This window comes from Achromobacter seleniivolatilans, assembly GCF_030864005.1.
Taxonomy (GTDB): domain Bacteria; phylum Pseudomonadota; class Gammaproteobacteria; order Burkholderiales; family Burkholderiaceae_B; genus Achromobacter; species Achromobacter seleniivolatilans.
This window is the reverse complement of the sequence record NZ_CP132976.1, coordinates 2,071,359-2,089,924: the sequence shown is the minus strand read 5'-3', so window position 1 is coordinate 2,089,924 and position 18,566 is coordinate 2,071,359. Positions and strand designations below refer to the sequence as shown.

The following is an 18,566-nucleotide window of genomic DNA, read 5'->3' as shown; positions in this document are numbered from 1 at the left end:
CAACTTTGTCTGGAGATCAGCTCATGTCTCAAACGCCTAAGCATGTCTTGCCGTCTTATCTGAATGCCGAAGACCTCGGCCCCTGGGGTAATTACCTGCAACAAGTCGATCGGGTCACTCCGTATCTGGGCACTTTGGGGCGATGGGTCGAAACCCTGAAACGTCCGAAGCGCTCGCTGATCGTCGATGTGCCGATCGAGCTGGACAACGGCACGATCGCCCACTTCGAAGGCTATCGTGTGCAGCACAACGTATCGCGCGGTCCCGGTAAGGGCGGCGTGCGTTTCCACCAAGACGTGACGCTGTCCGAAGTGATGGCTCTGGCCGCGTGGATGTCGGTCAAGAACGCGGCAGTGAACCTGCCTTACGGTGGCGCCAAGGGCGGCATCCGTGTTGATCCGCGCACGCTGTCGGCTTCCGAACTCGAGCGCATGACGCGCCGTTACACGACGGAAATCGGCCTCATCATCGGACCGTCCAAGGACATCCCCGCGCCTGACGTGGGCACCAACGCCCAGACCATGGCCTGGATGATGGACACGTACTCCATGAATGAAGGCGCCACCGCGACTGGCGTCGTGACCGGCAAGCCGATTGCGCTGGGCGGCAGCCTGGGCCGCGTTGAGGCGACTGGCCGCGGCGTGTTCGTGGTTGCGTGCGAAGCCGCGCGCGACCTCAACATCGATATCTCGAAGTCCCGCGTTGTGGTGCAGGGCTTTGGCAACGTGGGTGGCACGGCCGCCCGTCTGTTCCATGAAGCCGGCGCCAAGGTCATTGCCGCGCAAGACCATACCGGCACCGTGCACAACGCCGAAGGTCTGGACGTACACAAGTTGCTGTCGCACGTGTCGCAACACGGCGGCGTGGGTGGCTTCTCGGGCGGTCAGGCTCTGGACAAGGACGAGTTCTGGACGCTGGAAACCGAATTCCTGATCCCTGCGGCTCTGGAAAGCCAGATCACCGCGAAAAACGCCGCCAAGGTGCGCGCGAAGATTGTGGTGGAAGGCGCCAACGGCCCGACCACGCCGGAAGCGGACGATATCCTGGCCGAACACGGTATCTACGTGGTGCCGGACGTGCTGGCCAACGCTGGCGGCGTGACGGTGTCCTATTTTGAATGGGTGCAGGACTTCTCCAGCTTCTTCTGGAGCGAAGACGAGATCAACCAACGCCTGGAACGCATCATGCGCGAAGCCTACGGTTCGGTGTCGCAAGTGGCCAAGGAACACAAGGTTACGTTGCGCACCGCAGCGTTCATCGTGGCTTGCACCCGGATCTTGCAAGCGCGTCAAGTGCGCGGCCTGTATCCGTAAAGACTGAATCATCGGTGCGGCTCAGGCCGCGCCGATGAGGAGGCAGAGGAAGACAAAACAGAAATCGCCCCGAAAGGGGCGATTTCTATTGGGCGTCGCCCTCGCGCGGGCGACGGAACCTTTATAGAATGGTCCGGCGATTGCGGCGGGCGTCCCATGGCCTGCCGGCGCTTTCTCTAGAGGAAATCATGCCGCAGCTGCTTCCGTCCACAACACTGACCGTGGACCCCGCTTGGATCGACGCGTACGGGCACTTGAATGCCGCTCACTATGTGGGCATCTTCGACCGTGTCGGGTTTGAGTTGTTGGCCCAGGTTGGGGTTGGCCTGGACTATACGAAGGCGACGCGCTGCGGCATCTATACGATGAACGTCCACGTCGCCTATCTGCGCGAAGTGTTGGCGGATGATCCGCTGATGTTGCGCGTCCGGGTCCTTGAAGCCGACGACAAGCGGCTGTTGTGCCTGATGGAGCTGACGCAGACCCGCGACGGGTATCTGGCGGCGACGATGGAGCAGTTGTCTTTGCACGTGGATCTGGAAACCCGGCGCGCCAAGCCCTTTCCGCCGGACCTGGCTCGGCGTTTGGCGGATACGGCCGCCGAGCATGCCGCCAAGCCCATGCCGGTGGGGTATCGGCGCCTGCTGCCGCTAAAAGGGCCGCGCTGATTGGTGTTGTATGAATGCAGCGCGTGTTCTTGCCGTGTTGATTGCTCCGCGCTACGCTAGTTGACACCGCACGCGCCATCTATCACACCAGCTTTACAAGCGTGCGTGCTGGTTTTACACAGTACGGATATGTGGGCCAGCCCCAACATTCGGCAGTTTTTTTGAAATCGCAGCCCAGGGTTTACGCGTATTTCGAAAACTGAAATATTGCGTCCCTAGAATTTGTTCCTGCCATGCGCCGCGCGCCAAGCACGCTGCGCATGTATGTTCAATCAATGGGAATATGCAATGAAAAAGACTCTGCTCGTCAGCGCGCTCTTCGCCGCTTTGTCCGGCGTGGCTCACGCTGAAACGTCGGTGACGCTGTACGGCTTGATCGATACTGGTATCGGCTTCCAGCAAATCAAGGGTAATAACGACTACAAAGAATCGAAGTTCGGCATGGTCAACGGCGTGTCGAGCGGTTCGCGTTGGGGCCTGCGTGGCGCCGAAGATCTGGGTGATGGCCTGAGCGCCGTGTTCACGCTGGAAAGCGGCTTTAACTCCGCCAACGGCTCGTCGGGCCAAAACAGCCGTCTGTTCGGCCGCCAAGCCACCGTCGGTCTGAAGAGCGATTCGTGGGGCCTGCTGGAATTCGGCCGTCAAACCAACATCGCGTCCAAGTACCTGGCTGCGATCGATCCGTTTGCCGGCAGCTACGGCCAAGCCAACGTTGGCGTGGCGTTCAGCGCCGCCAACACGGTCCGCTACGACAACATGGTGCAGTACTCGACCCCGTCGTTCAGCGGTTTCCAATTTGGCGTGGGCTACTCGTTCAACGCGTCTGACACGACCGCCGCTCAAACCGGCTTCAAGACTGCCGACAACACGCGCGCCATCACGACCGGCCTGCGCTATGTCAATGGCCCCGTCAACGTTGCACTGACCTATGACCAGCTGAACCCGGCCAGCCAGTTGAACAACGACGCGACGCCCAAGTCCTGGACGATTGGCGGTGCGTATGACTTTGAAGTGGTCAAGCTCGCGCTGGCTTTTGGTCAGACGCGTGATGGCTGGTTCACTGGCCAAAGCATTAACTCGTTCGGTAGCGGCAGCCCGTCGGCCAGCAGCTTTGGCTCGAACGTCGCCGTCTCCGGCTTCAAGGCCAACTCGTACCTGGTCGGTGTGACCGTGCCCTTGGGCGCCAGCAGCATCCTGGCCTCGTGGCAGCGTGCTGACCCCAACGGCAACCCGCTGACGGCCGGCAACGACTCGACGATGAACGTCTACAGCATCGGCTACACGTACAACCTGTCCAAGCGCACCAATCTGTACGCGCTGGGTTCGTACGCCACCGACTTCGCGTTTGTTGACGGCGTGAAGAGCACTGTGGGTATCGTGGGTGTCCGTCACCGCTTCTAAGCGCGTGATGTGAGCTAGCGGCGCGTGCGCAGTGCGCGCGCCGCTGGCCCCTTCATGCCGCGGTTGTATTGAGCGGACTGGGCGTCTTACCCGGCCACAGACGCGAAAAAAGCGGCCACCTCCCTAGCTCCACCCTCAGTCCGCTCACCCGAACCCCGGTCTCGAAGAGACCTCGCGCGCCATGGCGCGTGTAAACGCCGGCAACAGACTTCAAGTCCGATGCCGGCGTTTGCGTTTGCGGGGGGAAAGCCGATACCGGTCAGGACTTCGGCAATAGTTCCGGTTTGAGAATGCCGCGCAGATCCGTGTAAGGGATGCTCAACTCTGGCTCGCCATGAGAGTAGGGCGCGATTGAGTACGCGTCGAATTTGACGACGATGCCGTCCTTCGTCAACGCATAGTTCTCGCTTTCCTGGAACGGCCACATCTTGTTGTAGGACGCCGGGTCGCGCTTGGCGTCAGGATTGCTGGTCAACCATTTGGCATGTGCGCGTTGCAGCGCGGCGATGTACTCCGCGCGCCTGCCAGGGATCAGCGCGTCGTCCAGGCTCATGACGCGGGCGCGGCTGCGCTCCCAATTCAGGTACTGGGTCGCTGGGATGCCGTGCGCCGCGCCGGTCAGGAACTGTTCGGTGTGCAGTTCAATCGACACGACGTCGCCCACAGTGTCCTTCACGCGTGCCTTGAAGTAGGTGGAATCGCGCGGTCTTGCAGTGGACCAGAAGTACTTCGTGTATTCGGACAGTGTGTTGTACGGTCCGCGGCGGTTGGCGTCAGTGCCGGTCATGTAGGCCAGCACATGGTCAACCAATTCCGTCAGTTTCGGAATGCCCGGAAACGCCACGCTGTCGATCTCGATATGGGGGCAATCGCCCTCGCATCCAGGCTTGTTCGACGACCACTTGATGCGTTCGGTGGACAGGTCGCCCACCTTCTCGGGCGTGGAGCTGGTAGGCACCGCCAAAGTGATGTTGGCAGGCGGCGAACTGCCGCAGCCAGCCAGCGCCAAAAGGATGGCGCTTAGGAAGAGACCGCGTTTCGCGCCTTGCGGCGAGAATGTGCGACGCATTGAACTACCTCCGCAAAATCAAGGCTGTGCCGTCACGGCACCACGCCCGTCCACTCGGGGGTGGAAAACTTTTCTTCGGCCTGAGCCTGGGCACGGGCCAGCGTGTCGCTGCCGATCTGCCCGGGAGTCAGACGATGCAGCCCGGCAAAGGTTTCCACCATGCGGTCGATGATGACTTCTCGCGCCAGCCCCGTTTGGGTACGCAGCGGGTCGACGCGCTTCTTGGCGCTGGTGGTGCCTTTGTCCGACAGTTTTTCGCGGCCGATACGCAGCACTTCGACCATTTTATCGGCGTCGATGTCATAGGACATGGTGACGTGATGCAGCACGGCGCCAGCGCGGCGGGCTTGAGCTGCGCCGCCGATCTTGCCGATGTCCGAAGCAATGTCGTTTAGCGGCTGATACCAGGCCTTGATGCCCAGGCCCTGCAGCGCGGTCAGCACCCAGGCGTCCAGGAATTCATAGGATTCTTGAAAGCTCATGCCATGCACCAGAGCTTGCGGCGCGCTGAGCGAGTAGGTGATGGAGTTGCCGGGTTCGATGAACATGGCGCCGCCGCCGCTGACGCGGCGCACGACTTCGATGCCGTGACGCTGGGCGCCTTCGGGATCGACTTCGTTCTTCAAGGATTGGAAACGGCCGATTACGACGGCGGGGGCAGCCCACTCCCAGATGCGCAGCGTGGGCGGACGTACGCCTGCGCCAACTTCATCCGTAATGACAGCATCCAGCGCCATATGCAGCGCTGGAGCCTGCGGGCCTTCATGAATCAATTGCCAGTCGTAGTCGTTCCAGTCAGTGCGCGTCATGCAAGCGCCCTCCGCAACACCACGGCGACGGCTTCAGCTGAAAAGCCGAACATCTCGGCGTCGGCCGGCAGGGCCGATTGCACGGCAACCGCCAGTTCAAGTTCGCCAGAGTCTGCGGGCATGCCATTCAAACCGCTGTTGATGGCCTCCAGAGCCTCGGGCGGTTCAAGAAAAAAGTCACCGCTGATGCGCACGTCGGCCAGACGGCCGTCGCGCACTTCCAGATCCGCGACGACCAGTTTGCCGCCGGGGACTTTGTATTCGCCGTGCATGGGCGCTCCTTGCAAAATCAATCACTAAAAACTAAAGGCTGAGTTTCATACCATCGTGGCTGGCCTTGAAACCCAGGCTTTCATAGAACCGCCTTGCGTCGGGACGGGCGCGATCGGTGGTCAGTTGAACCAAACCGCATCCTTGGATGCGGCATTGCTCGATTGCCCACTCGAACATCGTGCGCCCCAGGCCCTGGCCGCGGCACGAGGAAGCGATGCGCACGCTCTCGATCTGGCCACGCCATTGCCCCAAGCGCGACAGGCCGGGTATGAACGATAACTGTAAACAGCCCACCACGTGTGAATCCTGCTCAACCACCGCAAAGAATTGATTGGAATCTTGCTCAATGGCGGCAAAGGCGGCGGTATAGCGCGGGTTGGGGGGCGAGGAAGGGTCTTCGCGGGTGGCGCCAAGCGAGTCGTCGGCCAGCAGGGCGATGATCTGCGGCAAATCCGCCGCACGTGCGCGGCGGAAAACCAATAGCGGTTCGGACATGCGAGTTCCTTTAGCGGATGGTGTTTTGCGCGGTTTGGCCGAACAGGATGCGGCGCGATTCGTCGTCGCTGATGGAAGGGGTAGTGTTGATGGTGTCGGCCAAGGCGTAGGCGCGCTGCGTTGCAGGGCGCGCGGCGATGGCGTTGAACCAGCGCAACAAGTGCGGGAACTCGTTCAAGTCCTGGCCTTGCTTGGCGTGGGGCACGATCCAGGGATAGGCCGCCATATCGGCGATGGAGTAGTCGCCCGCCACGAACTCGCGGTCGGCCAGCCGCTTGTTGAGCACGCCGTACAGGCGGTTGGTTTCGCGGACGTAACGGTCGATAGCGTAAGCGATGCGTTCTTGCGCATACCCGGAAAAGTGGTGGTTCTGGCCAGCCATGGGGCCCAGTCCGCCCATCTGCCAGAACAGCCATTGCGACACTTCGGCGCGGCCGCGGACGTCGGCAGGCAGGAATTTCCCGGTTTTTTCCGCCAGATAGAGCAGGATGGCGCCGGATTCGAACAGCGAAATGGGGGCGCCGTTGTCGGCCGGGGCCTGGTCCACAATTGCCGGAATGCGGTTGTTGGGCGCAATGCTCAGGAATTCAGGTTTGAACTGATCGCCGCGGCCAATATTCACCGGGTGGATCTTATAGGGCAGGCCGGTTTCTTCAAGGAACAGCGTGATCTTGTGGCCGTTGGGCGTGGTCCAGTAATAGAGATCGATCATGAGTGCATCCAGGGAATCATGGCGGCGCCGGCGGGTGCCGACGGAGGGAAGGGCCATGATAGCGGCGCGGCCTTTACGGCTGCCCGAATAACCGGGGCGAGGGTGCGGTTTTGCGCCCCGGCGGGCTGCCTGCGGTCAGACGGCGCCCGCGCCGGGATGCGGCCGGCCCGGCAGGCGCCACGTCCAGTTCAGGCTGACACCGGCTGCGGCCAGGAAGATCAAGGCTACCCCAACGATTTGCAGGGCTTCCATGCGGTGTCCGTAAACCACGAAATCCAGCAGAATTGCCACGGCCGGATAGATGAAACTGAGCGCGGCGGTAGACGTGGTGGGCAGTTTCTGAATAGCCGAGTACATCAGGATGTACATCAGGCAGGTGTGGATCAAACCCAGCGCGACCAGATACCCCCATTGCAAGGGAGCAGCCGGCAGTGCATTGAAATCCGCCATGGGTAGCAGCATGATGGCGCCAAGCGTCACTTGCACCAGCGCCAACACCTGCGGGGGAATGGCCTTGAGCCGCTTGACGATGATGGCGGTGACGCCGTAGAGCGCCGCGGCGGATAGTCCCAGCGCCAAGCCCATCAGATAGTCGCTGTTGCCCGTGCCGCCAGTATCGGAGAGCCGCAGCACCAGCAGCAATCCGGCAAAGGCTACGACCGACCAGGCGAGCTTGCCCCGTGACGGGCGTTCGCCCAGAAAGAGCACACCCAACCCGATCAGGAAGAAAGGCTGTACGTTGTAGACGGCCGTGGCCAGCGAGATGGACGCCAGGCGGTAGGCCGAAAATAGCAGCACCCAGTTCAGCACCAGCGCAGCGCCCGCGGCGAGCGCCAGCGCGAGGGTTCTGGGCGTGAACAGGCCGGGTTTGAGCAGGCCGCGGGCCCAGCAATAGAGAAATAGCGATAGGGCGCCGAAGACGCAGCGGAAGAAGACCACGTTCCACGCGCTTTGACCGGACTCCAGAACAAACACGCCCAACGTGCCGGACAACATCATCGCAGCGGCCATTTGCGCCAGGCCCAGGCGTTCAGATGAAGGGTTCATGATGAGTTCTCCGATGGGCCAAGCGGCCGCGATGTGCAATGGAGAAATTATCCCAGGCAGAACCCGGCGGTTATATGATGTTCATGTGGTGGTTCAAGTGAATGGCCTTCATTTAGGTGAAATTTATGCACAATGACCTAAAGAATGAAAACCCCGTGTTGGATGGCATTGATCGGCGCCTGGTCGAGACCCTGACCGCCAATGCCCGCACCACGACGGCGGATCTGGCGCGGCAGGTTGGCATGTCGGCGCCTAGCGTGGCCGACCGCTTGCGGCGGCTGGAAGAATCGGGCGTCATTCGCGCCTACACGCTCGACGTTGATCCTGTGGCGCTGGGCTACACGCTGGAAGCGATCGTGCGCATCCGGCCTCTGCCCGGGCAATTGCGGCACGTCGAGGGGCTGATTCAGGAAATTCCGGAATTCGTGGAATGCGACAAGGTGACGGGCGACGATTGCTTCATCGCCCGAGTGGTGCTGCGATCAATCTCGCATCTGGACGGCATCCTGGAGCGCGTGACCGAATACGCCGAAACCAATACGGCCATCGTCAAGGCGCATACCGTCCGCAGGCGTTTGCCGCCACTACGTTAAACCGGCGCGGACAACGCCTTTTCGATATCGTCTTTCAAGCCCGCCGGCGTGTCGGTGGGCGCATAGCGCTTGATGACCTGGCCATCGCGGCCCACCAGGAACTTGGTGAAATTCCACTTGATGCCTTCCGTGCCGAAGACGCCGGGCTTTTCGCCCTTGAGCCAACGGTACAGCGGATGCGCGTCATCGCCATTGACGTGGATCTTGGCGTAGAGCGGAAAGGTAATGTCGTATTGCGTCGAGCAGAAATTCTGGATGGCTGCTTCGTCGCCGGGTTCCTGATGGCCGAACTGATCACACGGAAAACCCAGCACGGTCAGACCGTCGCTGTGCAGCGAGCGGTAGAGTTCTTCCAGGCCGGAATACTGCGGCGTGAAGCCGCACTTGGACGCCACGTTCACCACCAGCAGCACGCGGCCGCGGTAGGTGGCAAGGGACTGTTCCGCGCCGTTGATGTCGCGGGCAGAGAAATCATAGATGGTGCTCATGCGGGCTCCTGATTCCAGCGCCTGGACGCGAGGGCGCCAGCGCGGCGGATTACCTATGGAGTGTAGCGCCTGCGATGCGGGAAATTCCTGGCACGCGGCGGGGCCATTGGTATTGGCGCGGCGTGCGCGTCCTATCATGAGCGCTTGAACGTATTGGTTACCGCCGGACAGGAGCCTGGGCATGGAAGGAATGATAGAACGCCTGGAGGCCATGCTGGCCAAGGGCACCGACAACATGCTGTTGCGGTTTTCCTTGGGCAAGGCCTACGCCGAACAGGACTGCTTCCAGGAAGCCTGCGAGCATCTGCGCGCAGCACTGGTATTTGATCCAGCCTATTCCGTCGCGTGGAAATGGCTGGGCAAGGCCTGCCTGGGCCTTGGCGACAAGGACGGCGCGCGCGAAGCCTGGAACAGCGGCCTGCAAGCCGCGCAGGCGCGTGGCGACAAGCAGGTGGAAAAGGAATTGCAGGTGTTCATCAAGCGGCTGGACAAGCAGGCTGCGGCCGGCGCCTGAGATCAGCCCTGCGCCAGATATGGACTGAAATAGCGCGCGGCAGTTGTCGCGCAGTAACCATCTTCACCGCGCCAGTCGTTGACGAAGTTCCAATCGCTTTTGCCATGAGCAGGGCGGTTATGCGATAGCGGCCGCATGACGCCTATGCACGCCAGAATTTCGATCAGCGTGCGGCGTTCATCTTTGGAAGACGCAAGCAGCGGTTTGAGCTTGGGCTCTAACGTGCTGGCGCGGTCTCCGGCCTGGCTGGCCGCGATGGTAGACAGAATGGCGTTCAAGATAGCGATGTCCTCGGCCGTCGGTTCGGGGATTTCCTCGCCTGACAACTGCCGAAGATCAAACCAGGTGTAGTCCAGCCTGCCATGCCGCACGCCGCCCCATTTCAGCCTTTCGAAACTCAGTACGTTCAGATCCACGTCCTGGTAATTGGCGCTGCCGATGTTGCCGTCTTTCGCGTCGCGGCAAACGCTGCAGGTATAGCCCACACGGGTGACTTGGCCGCCGGGGCCATAGCTGCGGCTGCTTTCAACGGGTGTGTAGGGGTGCGCGGCCAGCGATTGCGCCACGGCGTAGGATGCCAGTCCTGAACGCCAGTCCAGCCGCCGGGAAGACAGGCTGCTGACGAAGGCGCGGCCAGCTTGTAGCGCAGACAGGCTGTCGCGCATCGCCAGAATTTCCGCCAGGCACTGGTCGTGCGAGAAACTTACCGGGTCGAACATCAGCCCCTGGGCTTTCGCGTAGGCGTAGTCGTCAGGCGGCGTGTGCTGGACGCGGGGGTCTATCCAGCCTGCTGCGCTCCAAAAGGTTTTGAAGAGAATGTTCTTGGCTTTTTTGTCGATGGGATGGGGCATGGGTGCGGCTCCTAGCCCGGCATCCTACGACAATTGCCAGCCTGGCGTGTCACCGTGGTGACGGCAGGCGTTCTAGCCGGGGCCCCGCGCCGGACCCGCCGATCAGCGCCGCTGGCACGGGCGCGGCTGCGAGTTTGGGCAGTACGGTCTGACCGCCCGCCACCCGGAACACCTCGATAGCGTGACGCAACTGAGCGCCGCGTGTGCGCAGGTTGTCCACCGCCATCGCCGCTTGTTCGACCCGCGCCGCGTTGAGCTGCGCGGCGGTGTCGGTCTCTGAAATGGTGCGGCTGACGTTGTCGATGCCAGCATGTTGTTCGGTAGACGTGGCAGCGATTTCGTTCATGATCTGCGTCACTTGCTGCACGGAATCCACGATGTCCAGCATGGCTTCGCCCGCGCGTTCGACGTGGCGCACGCCATCATTGACCCGTTCGTTGGAGGCTTCGATCAATGCCTTGATCTCACGGGCAGCGGTAGCGCTCTTTTGCGCCAGGCTGCGCACTTCGGTCGCGACGACCGCAAAGCCTCTTCCGGACTCACCGGCGCGCGCGGCTTCGACGGCGGCATTTAACGCCAGGATGTTGGTCTGGAACGCGATGCCGTCGATGATGCCGACGACTTCCGAAATGCGTGAAGAGCTTTGCACGATGCCGTGCATGGCGGCGACGGCTTCACTGACGACCTGGCCGCCACGCTTGGCCACGTCTGAGGCCTGATTGGCCATCTGGTCGGCGCCGTGGGCATTCGACGCGTTTTGCTTAACCGTCGATGCCAGCTGTTCCATGCTGGCCGCAGCCTCTTCCAGCGAGGCGGCCTGACGTTGCGTATGCGCGGACAGATCTTCGTTGCCGTCGGCGATTTCAGTAGCGGAATGCAGCGCGCTTTCAATGCCGTCATGCACATCGCGCGTGATGCTCACCAGGCTCTTGCGCATCACTTCCAGCGAGAACTTCAGCGCGCCGATTTCGTCGCGAAAGCTAGCGGGCGGCAGGGGCGTGCTGAGGTTGCCCGCGGCGATCTGCCGTGTGAAGTCAGTGGCCGTCACGAGCAGCCCCGAGATCGACCGCGCAAAAGCCCAGCCCGATGCAAAGATCAGGATGACGCCGCCAGCCAGAACCCCAGCCGCGATAGCCAGCTCTTCGGTGTGCATGCGGTCGAGCATGCCGTATAGAGCTACGCCTGCCGCCCCTAGAAATAGCGTGGATGCCAGCATGGCCCACGCCAGCATGCGCGAGCGCACACCGGTCAGGCGCCACAGCTTCAAGCACGCCAGCAGACCGCGCACGCCGGTGCGCCGGACTTGGCCGCGATCAAGGCGGAGGGCGCGTGCCGTGCCATTGCGCAGACGCGTATAGACGTCATCAGCGGCGTCGATTTGCGCTTGCGTGGGCTTGACGCGCACCGACGCATAACAGACCGTCTCGCCGCGTTCGATGATGGGCGTGACGTTGGCCAGCACCCAGTAGTGGCCGCCGTCTTTGCGGCGATTCTTGACCACGCCTGTCCACGACTCGCCGCGCTCAATGGTGCGCCATAGATCTTCAAATGCCTCTTCGGGCATGTCCGGGTGGCGCACGATGTTGTGGGCGGCGCCCACCAGTTCTTCCCGCGAAAATCCGCTGACTTCTACAAACGCGGGATTGGCATAGATGATCCGGCCACGCGCATCGGTGCGCGAGATCAGGTATTGCTCATCTTGAAGCGTGTATTCCTTGTCGTACACCGGCTGATTGTTGCGCATGCGTCTGTCGTCCTGTGATGGGCGTGGCGTGGGGCAAGCCGGGGATCATCGGGGAGGGACGGGTGCGCAGCGTTGATCTACATCAAGATATTCGAATGTTATGCAAAACGTAAATCTGTGCGAAACAGCCTGAACGTGTTGTGATCATTGGCTTTGGGCGCGATCTGCAGAACGCGCGCTAATGAATTATTCAGCGGTTAAGGCGGGCAGATTGCCAAAGGCTTCCAGTGCACGCAGTCGGCTTTGAGCCAGGTCGACAATCGGCATTGGATAACCCGCCGCCGCGCGCTCCATGGGGCTGGGGTCGTGGATTGCCTTGTCATCCAGATGCGCCAGTTCCGGCAGCCATTCGCGCAAGAACACACCGCGCTCGTCAAAGCGGCGCGATTGCGACAAGGGATTGAACACACGGAAGTAGGGCACGGCATCGGCGCCGGTGGACGCGCTCCATTGCCAGCCGCCGTTATTGGCCGCCAAGTCGCCATCCACCAGTTGCGCCATGAACCAGGCTTCGCCAAGCCGCCAATCGATCAGCAGGTTCTTGGACAGGAACATGGCGGCCACCATACGCAGGCGGTTGTGCATCCATCCCAACGCGAGCAGTTGGCGCATGGCGGCGTCCACGATCGGAATCCCGGTCTGGCCCTGCTGCCAGGCTTGCAGGTCGTCAGGGGCATCGCGCCATGGCACGGCGGCGGTTTCAGGCTTCATTGGCTGGTGCATCGATAAAGATGGGTAAGCGGCCAGCAAATGTTGGTAGAACTCGCGCCACAGCAATTCGTTGATCCAGGTCGCGGCGCCCGCTTTGCCGCTGTCCAGCTCACCATGATTGGCGGTCAGCGCTGCCCGCAACGCTTGGCCCGGCGACAGCACGCCTGCCGCCAGATAAGGCGACAGGCAGCTCGTGGCGGGAAGCGATGGGAAATCGCGCTCGTCTTTGTAGGCGTCGATGACGCCGTCGGCAAAGGATGCCAGCCGGTCACTGGCCGCGGACTCGCCTGCGGGCCACAGGGCGCGCACGGCCTCGCTGGGTGTGTCAAAGCCATCGAAGGCGTCGGGCAGCGGGTCTGGGCCCCAAGCGGGAGCAGCCTGGGCGCGTGGTGCGGGCACGGCGCGGATTGGTGCGGTGCGCAAGCGCTCGCGGCAGGTGCGCGCATAGGGCGTATAGACCCGATAGCACTCGCCTTTTCCTGTCAGTACCGAACCGGGCAGCAGCAGGGAAGCGCCGTGGTGCAGCGTCCAATTCACGCCGATATCTTGCACGGCTTCTGCTACCGCTGCATCGCGGCGGCGCTCATTGATCGCCCATTCGGTATTGGCATGCACGCTGGTAATGGCGTGCATTTTGCAAAAGCGGGCAATGGCGTCAGGGGCGTGGCTCCAGTCCGGCACGGTCAGCAGTTTTAGCGGAATGCCGAGCTGGGCCAGGTCTTGCGAGAGCTCACGCAGGTTGCGCAACCAGAAGTCCACTTTTGCCGGTGCGTCGCCGTGCTGCCGCCATTGTCCGGGCGACGCGAGAAACAGCGCGGTGACGGTGCCGGCCTCGGCGGCAGCGGCCAAAGCGGGGTTGTCGTGCAGGCGCAGATCAGTGCGTAGCCAGAGCAGCGTATTCATGGCGGCGGTCCAGGGCAGGGGATCGGCCGAGGAAGCTGGCCGGAAACGTGGGGCAGGAGTGCCCGTTGCATAAGGATGGGATTCTATCGTGCCGCCAGGGCTTGGAAGACGATGTAAAAACTACGAGTAGATGTGTCCAGGCCTTGGCGGCTGAAGGGGGTTGCGGGCACGTCTTGGCGCGCTGCGGCCAGTGTGCAAGCCTGCCCGCAGACCGGGGTGGGCAACATGTCCAGCCAGCGGACGCAAAGCCTGATTCGCTGGGCGCAGGGCCAGTCAAACCATGAAACACGCTGTGGCTTCGTACGTATTGACGCGCCTGGGGTCGCAGCCATGTAATCGAGTACACGACTAGAGCAAAGTTGAACGCTATGGGAAATCTGATGGATTTACGCCCGTCCTTTCTAAGGGCACGCACACCGGCCGGCAAGACGTCCCGTGACGCCTTGCGAAAACTCTGGGGTTCAGTGGATCTGCCTGATGAGTCGCTGGAGCATGTGTTGCTGACCGGCGCGGATGCAGTGCTTCCTTCTTCGTTTGCGGTCGGTGCGGCAGCGCAGACCAGTATGGCGGCTGCGGCGTTAGCGGCCGCCGAGCTTTGGCACTTGCGCGGAGGCGCCCGGCAACAGGTCAGCGTTGACATGCAGCATGCCGCGCAAGAGTGCCGCAGTCATTTCATGATCAATGGCACGACACCCAACCCGTGGGACCCCGTCAGCGGCGTCTATCGATGCGGTGATGGCGGCTGGGTGCGCATCCATGCCAATTTTGCGCATCACCGAGATGGCGCGCTGGCGTTGCTGGGTTGTCCCACGGGCGAAGGCACTACGCGAGAAACAGTCGAGCGGGCACTGAGCCGGTGGAATGCCACGGATTTCGAGCAGGTCGCTGCCGACGCAGGCATGGTGGTGTCAGCCATGCGCAGTTTTGAGGAATGGGACCGTCACGCGCAAGGCCAGGCGATTGCTGCGCAGCCTTTGCTGACGATTGAACGGATTGGCGAAGCCGACCCGCGCCCCTTGCCCAAGTATGGGCACGACGCCCGGCCGCTCAAGGATATTCGCGTTTTGGATCTGACGCGCATCATTGCAGGTCCGGTTTGCGGCAGGGCGCTGGCCGCTTATGGCGCCGATGTAATGCTGGTGAATTCGCCGCAGCTGCCCAATATAGACAACATTATCGATACCAGCCGCGGCAAGCTGTCCGTGCTGGCAGACCTGGATACCGCCGACGGCCGCATAGCTCTGGGTAATCTGTTGCGCAGCGCCCATGTGTTCGTCCAGGGATACCGGCCCGGCGGCTTGGCCGCCTTGGGTTTTGGTCCGCAAGATGCCGCTCGCATCCGCCCGGGAATCGTGTATGTGTCGCTCTCCGCGTACGGAACCTCGGGCCCCTGGGCGAATCGCCGTGGATTTGATTCGCTGGTGCAGACGGCCACGGGGTTTAACCATGCCGAAGCCTTGGCCGCTGGCCAAGAAGCCCCCAAGGCGCTGCCGATGCAGATTCTGGATCATGCGTCAGGCTATTTGATGGCGTTTGGCGCGCAAGTGGCGCTGGCGCGGCAGGCAACCGAAGGCGGCAGCTGGCATGTGCGCGTGTCGCTGGCGCAGACCGCGCATTGGCTGCGCGGTTTGGGCAGGGTGGACGGCGGCCTTAGCTGTCAGATGCCGGGCTTTGATGGCTTGTTGGAGACCGAACCGTCGGGCTTTGGCGAGCTGACGGCCGTGCGCCACGCCGCCCGGTTCTCTGACACGCCTGCGCGGTGGGCGCGTCCGTCCAGCCCGCCCGGCACGCATCCCCCCGTCTGGCCGTTCAACTAGGCCAGCGCGCCTGCCGGCGCTTTACTGTTTGGCCTTCCAGTCGCGCAACGCCTTCATGGTGTTGGCGACATGCGCGTCGGGGTTCATATCCGTGAATTCATACAGGATTTTGCCCTGCGGCGAGATCACGTAAGACACGCGCTGCGCGAACTCGGGACGCTTGTCGTGGACGGCGTCATAGGCCTTCATGATGTTGCCGTCGCCATCGGCCGCCACGGCAAATTTGCTGCGGCATTCGCTGACGGAGAATTTGTTCAGGGTGTCGATATTGTCTGTCGACACGCCAATGACGGTCGCGCCAAGCGTTTTATATTCATCGGTGGCTTCGGCAAAGTTGTGCGCTTCGATCGTGCAGCCTTTAGAGAACGCCGCCGGGAAAAAATACAGCACCACCGGCCCTTGCTTGAGGGCCTCGGTCAGCTTGAAGGAAAAGACATTGCCGCCCAACGAGGCTTGCGTGCTGAAGTCGGGGGCAGGCGCGCCCACGTTCAACGCAGCTTGGGCCGAGGTCCCGGCCAACAAACCGCATAGCATTAAGCAGGAGACAAGACGCTTCATGGAGACTCCAAAAATAAGGTGCTTGGCGGCAGGTCCGCAGCAGTCGCCTACTGTAGTCCTGCCGCTCGCCCGGGTCTAGTTCAGTCGCGGTTTTGGCCGCCCTTGCCGTCGCCGCGAGCTTGATCGCCCCGGCCCCGGCCTTCACCGCCACCTTGCTGCTGCGGGCGGCTGGTTTGCTGCTGCGCTTGCGGCGCTTGCTGCCGTTGTTGCTGATGCTGTTCACGGGCCTGTTGTTGTTGAGCGTCCCGGTTCTGCTGCTGACGTGCTTGCTGCTGTTGCTGCTGCTGATCGCGCGCCTGGTTTTGACGAGCCTGCTGCTGTTGCTCACGGGCTTGCTGCTGCTGTTGCTGCTGCTGCTGCTGCTGCTGCTGCTGCTGCTGCTGCTGGCGTTGCTGCTGTTCGCGGGCCTGTTGTTGCTGTTGCTGTTGCTGCTGTTGGTCCCGAGCTTGTTGTTGCTCCCGGTTCTGCCGGGTCTGCTGATCTCTGGCCTGTTGGTCTCTGGCTTGTTGCTGACGCGATTGTTGATCGCGCGTTTGCTGGTCGCGGGCCTGCTGCTGTTGCGCCTGCTGTTGCGCTTGTTGCTGCGCCTGCTGGTCCCGTCCGGGTTGCACTTGAGGCGCAGGGCGCGCCGTGCTGGTGACGGTCTGCCCTGGATTCTGTTGCGGTCCGCGTGGCGGAGCGTTGTCCGCCGGGCGTGCACCTGGGCCGGGCCGGACATTCGGGTTGCCATTCTGAACGGGGTTCGGCGCGCCAGTGAGGTTTGATCCGGGGGCCGCATTGCCCGGACCCGGGCGGCTACCCGGGCCGCCATCGCGTCCATTATCCGGTCGGCCATTGCCCCCGGGGCGAGCCCCATCGCCCGGGCGTCCATTACCAGGATGGTCCACATAGGCTTGCGGCGGCCGTCCTTTGTTCTGGTCATAGAACTGGGCGCGGTTGCTTCCGGCATCGCGCACGAAGTTGCGCTGCATGTCCGTGGGCGGTGCATGGCGGTCATTGCGCGCGGCGATTTCGCGCGGGTCTGCCTGACGGCTGATGCCCGATGGCCCGCCGTGGTAGCTGACACGCCGGTTGTCGCTGTTGTTAATAATGACCGTGCGGTTGTAGACGTTCGTCACCCGTGTCACGTTGACGTTGGTGACTGACCGGTTGTAGTAGAAGCGGTCGCGATTCCAGTAGCCGCCGACATAACCCAGACCGGCGTAACCAAAGCCATAGTTGATGCCTCCGTAGAAACCGACGTGTGGCCCCCAGTAACCGGCATTCCAGATATAAAGCCCGTTGACGAAACCCCAGTACCCGGGAGTCCAAAGCGCACCGGTGTAGGGCGCCAGCACCCAGGCTCCCGGTACCCAGAAGAAGCCGTAGATGTTGCGGCTCCAGTATCCCGGCACCCACATATACCCGTTAGCCGGCGCCGGTGGTTGCACGTAGATGGGCAGGGCGGGAGGGGGCTCGGGACTGCGGTCTACCAGCGCCAGGTTCGCGTTGGCGGGGTCGCCCGCGTCATAGGCCGGGGCAGCAGGCGGGGGCGGTGCTGCATAGACGGGAGCGGCGGGCGGGGGCGGCGGCGCATAGGTTTGGGCTGCCGCGCCTGTGCAAGCGGCTAGCAGCGCCAGCATTACCAGAGGCCGTAGACGAGACAACTGGACGGAATGTGTCATGGAAGTTCCAGTTCGCATCGGGTGCGAGGATCAATAGCCACGGTAGTAATAGTGCGGAGCCGGGTAGGCGGGGTAATAGTAGTGCGGTGTGTAATAGACCGGCGCGGGCCGATAATACGCCGGCCGGGCGGGCACAACGACGCATCCCGTCAACGAACTAGCCACTACCAGCATCAACAGCAGACTCTTTTTCATTTCGGTGACTCCCAACCAGCGCCTTGCGTGACTCACGCGTTTGGTGCGCTTGTAGGGATTAGGCCATACCCATGGGCCGGAGTTCGTGGCTGTAATCGTTCCGAAACAGCTTTCAGGTGACGGATGTTTGCACCCGCGTGACCGGCTATGTCGTTCGTATCAATTGGGCCGAAATAGCAACGGGGTCGCCTGAGCGACCCCGTGGTCTTGCTTTACGCGGCGTTACGGCCGATGGCCGTGGCGCGCGTTAGTTCCAGCGGCCGCCGTTGCCAGCCAGGCTGAAACGGCCCGCGCCCATGAAGGCGATGGCCAGCGCGGTAAACAGGAACATGCCTTGCAGTTCCAGAGCCCAGCCGCCGTTGTTGGTCACGCTGCCGAGTTGGCCGGTGTGGGCCAGCAAGATGGCCACAACCATGTTGATGGCGATCAGCAGGCCGCCCAGGCGCGAGTAGACGCCAATGATGAGCAGCACCGGGGCGATGATCTCGCCGACGTAGGCGCCATAGGCCAGAAAGCCGGGCAGCCCATGCGAGGACAACATGCCGCTGATGCCGGTGACGCCGCCACCCATCAGTTTGGACAAGCCGTGGAGCAAAATCAGAATGCCGAGGGTCAGGCGCAGGATCAGCTTGCCGGTGTCGTCGGATTTGATCATGGTGAGTTTCTCTTTTTGATGATTAAGAAGGGGTCAGTGGGATCGTTGGAGCGCACTGCGTATCATTGGTTCCGCGCCCGGACGAC

20 protein-coding genes are annotated in these 18,566 nt (G+C 62.2%); 6 read left to right on the top strand and 14 right to left on the bottom strand.

Features of this window, described 5'->3' with window-relative positions:
- The first annotated feature begins 23 nt into the window (after positions 1-23).
- The 3 genes from RAS12_RS09180 (at position 24) to RAS12_RS09170 (ending at position 3,382) form a co-directional block, all read left to right on the top strand.
- The gene (locus RAS12_RS09180; protein ID WP_306947463.1) at positions 24-1,313 is read left to right on the top strand and encodes a Glu/Leu/Phe/Val family dehydrogenase; all 1,290 of its coding nucleotides are present in this window, start codon (positions 24-26) and stop codon (positions 1,311-1,313) included.
- A 188-nt stretch (positions 1,314-1,501) separates the two neighbouring features.
- On the top strand, positions 1,502-1,981 hold the full coding sequence (locus RAS12_RS09175; protein ID WP_306947462.1) for a thioesterase family protein: 480 nt from the start codon (positions 1,502-1,504) through the stop codon (positions 1,979-1,981).
- 288 nt (positions 1,982-2,269) lie between these two features.
- Positions 2,270-3,382 carry a porin gene (locus RAS12_RS09170; RefSeq protein ID WP_306947461.1) on the top strand — a complete coding sequence of 371 codons (1,113 nt, stop codon included), beginning with the start codon at positions 2,270-2,272 and terminating at the stop codon, positions 3,380-3,382.
- 259 nt (positions 3,383-3,641) lie between these two features.
- On the opposite strand, the gene RAS12_RS09165 is transcribed toward RAS12_RS09170, so the two are convergent.
- The 6 genes from RAS12_RS09165 to RAS12_RS09140 all read right to left on the bottom strand — a co-directional run bounded on the left by RAS12_RS09165 (position 3,642) and on the right by RAS12_RS09140 (position 7,787).
- Entirely contained in the window at positions 3,642-4,451 is an 810-nt protein-coding gene (locus tag RAS12_RS09165; protein WP_306947459.1) for an RsiV family protein, read from the bottom strand.
- A 32-nt stretch (positions 4,452-4,483) separates the two neighbouring features.
- On the bottom strand, positions 4,484-5,260 hold the full coding sequence (locus tag RAS12_RS09160) for a lipoate--protein ligase family protein (RefSeq protein ID WP_306947457.1): 777 nt from the start codon (positions 5,258-5,260) through the stop codon (positions 4,484-4,486).
- The gene (lplB, locus tag RAS12_RS09155) at positions 5,257-5,532 is read right to left on the bottom strand and encodes a lipoate-protein ligase small subunit (protein ID WP_306947455.1); all 276 of its coding nucleotides are present in this window, start codon (positions 5,530-5,532) and stop codon (positions 5,257-5,259) included. The genes RAS12_RS09160 and lplB overlap by 4 nt, the downstream gene beginning before the upstream one ends.
- Before the next feature lie 31 nt (positions 5,533-5,563).
- Positions 5,564-6,028 (bottom strand): GNAT family N-acetyltransferase, encoded by a 465-nt coding sequence (locus RAS12_RS09150; protein ID WP_306947452.1) that lies wholly within the window; start codon positions 6,026-6,028, stop codon positions 5,564-5,566.
- A gap of 10 nt (positions 6,029-6,038) precedes the next feature.
- On the bottom strand, positions 6,039-6,740 hold the full coding sequence (locus RAS12_RS09145) for a glutathione S-transferase N-terminal domain-containing protein (RefSeq protein WP_306951374.1): 702 nt from the start codon (positions 6,738-6,740) through the stop codon (positions 6,039-6,041).
- 135 nt (positions 6,741-6,875) lie between these two features.
- Complete coding sequence (locus RAS12_RS09140; RefSeq protein WP_306947451.1) at positions 6,876-7,787, bottom strand: DMT family transporter; 912 nt, start codon at positions 7,785-7,787, stop codon at positions 6,876-6,878.
- 125 nt (positions 7,788-7,912) lie between these two features.
- Here RAS12_RS09140 and RAS12_RS09135 point away from each other — a divergent pair, with 125 nt between their 5' ends.
- Complete coding sequence (locus RAS12_RS09135) at positions 7,913-8,380, top strand: Lrp/AsnC family transcriptional regulator (protein WP_306947449.1); 468 nt, start codon at positions 7,913-7,915, stop codon at positions 8,378-8,380.
- Here the strand turns inward: RAS12_RS09135 and RAS12_RS09130 are convergent.
- Positions 8,377-8,868 (bottom strand): glutathione peroxidase, encoded by a 492-nt coding sequence (locus tag RAS12_RS09130; RefSeq protein WP_306947443.1) that lies wholly within the window; start codon positions 8,866-8,868, stop codon positions 8,377-8,379. The genes RAS12_RS09135 and RAS12_RS09130 overlap by 4 nt on opposite strands.
- Before the next feature lie 181 nt (positions 8,869-9,049).
- On the opposite strand from RAS12_RS09130, the gene RAS12_RS09125 reads away from it, so the two are divergent.
- A complete protein-coding gene (locus RAS12_RS09125) occupies positions 9,050-9,382 on the top strand; it encodes a hypothetical protein (RefSeq protein WP_306947441.1) in 333 nt (110 codons plus the stop codon).
- Positions 9,383-9,384: 2 nt separating this feature from the next.
- Here the strand turns inward: RAS12_RS09125 and RAS12_RS09120 are convergent, their stop codons facing one another.
- The 3 genes from RAS12_RS09120 to phrB all read right to left on the bottom strand — a co-directional run bounded on the left by RAS12_RS09120 (position 9,385) and on the right by phrB (position 13,591).
- The gene (locus RAS12_RS09120) at positions 9,385-10,233 is read right to left on the bottom strand and encodes a hypothetical protein (protein ID WP_306947439.1); all 849 of its coding nucleotides are present in this window, start codon (positions 10,231-10,233) and stop codon (positions 9,385-9,387) included.
- A 49-nt stretch (positions 10,234-10,282) separates the two neighbouring features.
- Entirely contained in the window at positions 10,283-11,977 is a 1,695-nt protein-coding gene (locus RAS12_RS09115; RefSeq protein WP_306947437.1) for a methyl-accepting chemotaxis protein, read from the bottom strand.
- Positions 11,978-12,163: 186 nt separating this feature from the next.
- Entirely contained in the window at positions 12,164-13,591 is a 1,428-nt protein-coding gene (gene phrB / locus RAS12_RS09110) for a deoxyribodipyrimidine photo-lyase (protein WP_306947435.1), read from the bottom strand.
- 368 nt (positions 13,592-13,959) lie between these two features.
- Between phrB and RAS12_RS09105 the strand changes: the two genes are divergently transcribed.
- Complete coding sequence (locus tag RAS12_RS09105) at positions 13,960-15,408, top strand: CoA transferase (RefSeq protein ID WP_306947433.1); 1,449 nt, start codon at positions 13,960-13,962, stop codon at positions 15,406-15,408.
- Positions 15,409-15,429: 21 nt separating this feature from the next.
- Here RAS12_RS09105 and RAS12_RS09100 read toward each other — a convergent pair whose 3' ends face one another.
- The 4 genes from RAS12_RS09100 to RAS12_RS09085 all read right to left on the bottom strand — a co-directional run bounded on the left by RAS12_RS09100 (position 15,430) and on the right by RAS12_RS09085 (position 18,480).
- Entirely contained in the window at positions 15,430-15,966 is a 537-nt protein-coding gene (locus RAS12_RS09100; RefSeq protein ID WP_306947431.1) for a peroxiredoxin, read from the bottom strand.
- An 80-nt stretch (positions 15,967-16,046) separates the two neighbouring features.
- Entirely contained in the window at positions 16,047-17,630 is a 1,584-nt protein-coding gene (locus tag RAS12_RS09095) for an adenylate cyclase (RefSeq protein ID WP_306947429.1), read from the bottom strand.
- Positions 17,631-17,660: 30 nt separating this feature from the next.
- The gene (locus RAS12_RS09090) at positions 17,661-17,825 is read right to left on the bottom strand and encodes a hypothetical protein (RefSeq protein ID WP_306951731.1); all 165 of its coding nucleotides are present in this window, start codon (positions 17,823-17,825) and stop codon (positions 17,661-17,663) included.
- A 247-nt stretch (positions 17,826-18,072) separates the two neighbouring features.
- The gene (locus RAS12_RS09085) at positions 18,073-18,480 is read right to left on the bottom strand and encodes a DoxX family protein (RefSeq protein ID WP_306947427.1); all 408 of its coding nucleotides are present in this window, start codon (positions 18,478-18,480) and stop codon (positions 18,073-18,075) included.
- Positions 18,481-18,566: the final 86 nt, after the last annotated feature.

What these genes read in the sequence shown, in the direction of transcription:
- RAS12_RS09120 (WP_306947439.1), bottom strand. Translation starts at nt 10,233, where the DNA reads ATGCCCCATCCCATCGACAAAAAAGCCAAGAACATTCTCTTCAAAACC.
- RAS12_RS09175 (WP_306947462.1), top strand. Translation starts at nt 1,502, where the DNA reads ATGCCGCAGCTGCTTCCGTCCACAACACTGACCGTGGACCCCGCTTGG.
- RAS12_RS09165 (WP_306947459.1), bottom strand. Translation starts at nt 4,451, where the DNA reads ATGCGTCGCACATTCTCGCCGCAAGGCGCGAAACGCGGTCTCTTCCTA.
- RAS12_RS09150 (WP_306947452.1), bottom strand. Translation starts at nt 6,028, where the DNA reads ATGTCCGAACCGCTATTGGTTTTCCGCCGCGCACGTGCGGCGGATTTG.
- phrB (WP_306947435.1), bottom strand. Translation starts at nt 13,591, where the DNA reads ATGAATACGCTGCTCTGGCTACGCACTGATCTGCGCCTGCACGACAAC.
- RAS12_RS09125 (WP_306947441.1), top strand. Translation starts at nt 9,050, where the DNA reads ATGGAAGGAATGATAGAACGCCTGGAGGCCATGCTGGCCAAGGGCACC.
- RAS12_RS09170 (WP_306947461.1), top strand. Translation starts at nt 2,270, where the DNA reads ATGAAAAAGACTCTGCTCGTCAGCGCGCTCTTCGCCGCTTTGTCCGGC.
- RAS12_RS09100 (WP_306947431.1), bottom strand. Translation starts at nt 15,966, where the DNA reads ATGAAGCGTCTTGTCTCCTGCTTAATGCTATGCGGTTTGTTGGCCGGG.
- RAS12_RS09180 (WP_306947463.1), top strand. Translation starts at nt 24, where the DNA reads ATGTCTCAAACGCCTAAGCATGTCTTGCCGTCTTATCTGAATGCCGAA.
- RAS12_RS09090 (WP_306951731.1), bottom strand. Translation starts at nt 17,825, where the DNA reads ATGAAAAAGAGTCTGCTGTTGATGCTGGTAGTGGCTAGTTCGTTGACG.
- RAS12_RS09160 (WP_306947457.1), bottom strand. Translation starts at nt 5,260, where the DNA reads ATGACGCGCACTGACTGGAACGACTACGACTGGCAATTGATTCATGAA.
- RAS12_RS09145 (WP_306951374.1), bottom strand. Translation starts at nt 6,740, where the DNA reads ATGATCGATCTCTATTACTGGACCACGCCCAACGGCCACAAGATCACG.
- RAS12_RS09115 (WP_306947437.1), bottom strand. Translation starts at nt 11,977, where the DNA reads ATGCGCAACAATCAGCCGGTGTACGACAAGGAATACACGCTTCAAGAT.
- RAS12_RS09105 (WP_306947433.1), top strand. Translation starts at nt 13,960, where the DNA reads ATGGGAAATCTGATGGATTTACGCCCGTCCTTTCTAAGGGCACGCACA.
- RAS12_RS09085 (WP_306947427.1), bottom strand. Translation starts at nt 18,480, where the DNA reads ATGATCAAATCCGACGACACCGGCAAGCTGATCCTGCGCCTGACCCTC.
- RAS12_RS09140 (WP_306947451.1), bottom strand. Translation starts at nt 7,787, where the DNA reads ATGAACCCTTCATCTGAACGCCTGGGCCTGGCGCAAATGGCCGCTGCG.
- RAS12_RS09135 (WP_306947449.1), top strand. Translation starts at nt 7,913, where the DNA reads ATGCACAATGACCTAAAGAATGAAAACCCCGTGTTGGATGGCATTGAT.
- RAS12_RS09095 (WP_306947429.1), bottom strand. Translation starts at nt 17,630, where the DNA reads ATGACACATTCCGTCCAGTTGTCTCGTCTACGGCCTCTGGTAATGCTG.
- RAS12_RS09130 (WP_306947443.1), bottom strand. Translation starts at nt 8,868, where the DNA reads ATGAGCACCATCTATGATTTCTCTGCCCGCGACATCAACGGCGCGGAA.
- lplB (WP_306947455.1), bottom strand. Translation starts at nt 5,532, where the DNA reads ATGCACGGCGAATACAAAGTCCCCGGCGGCAAACTGGTCGTCGCGGAT.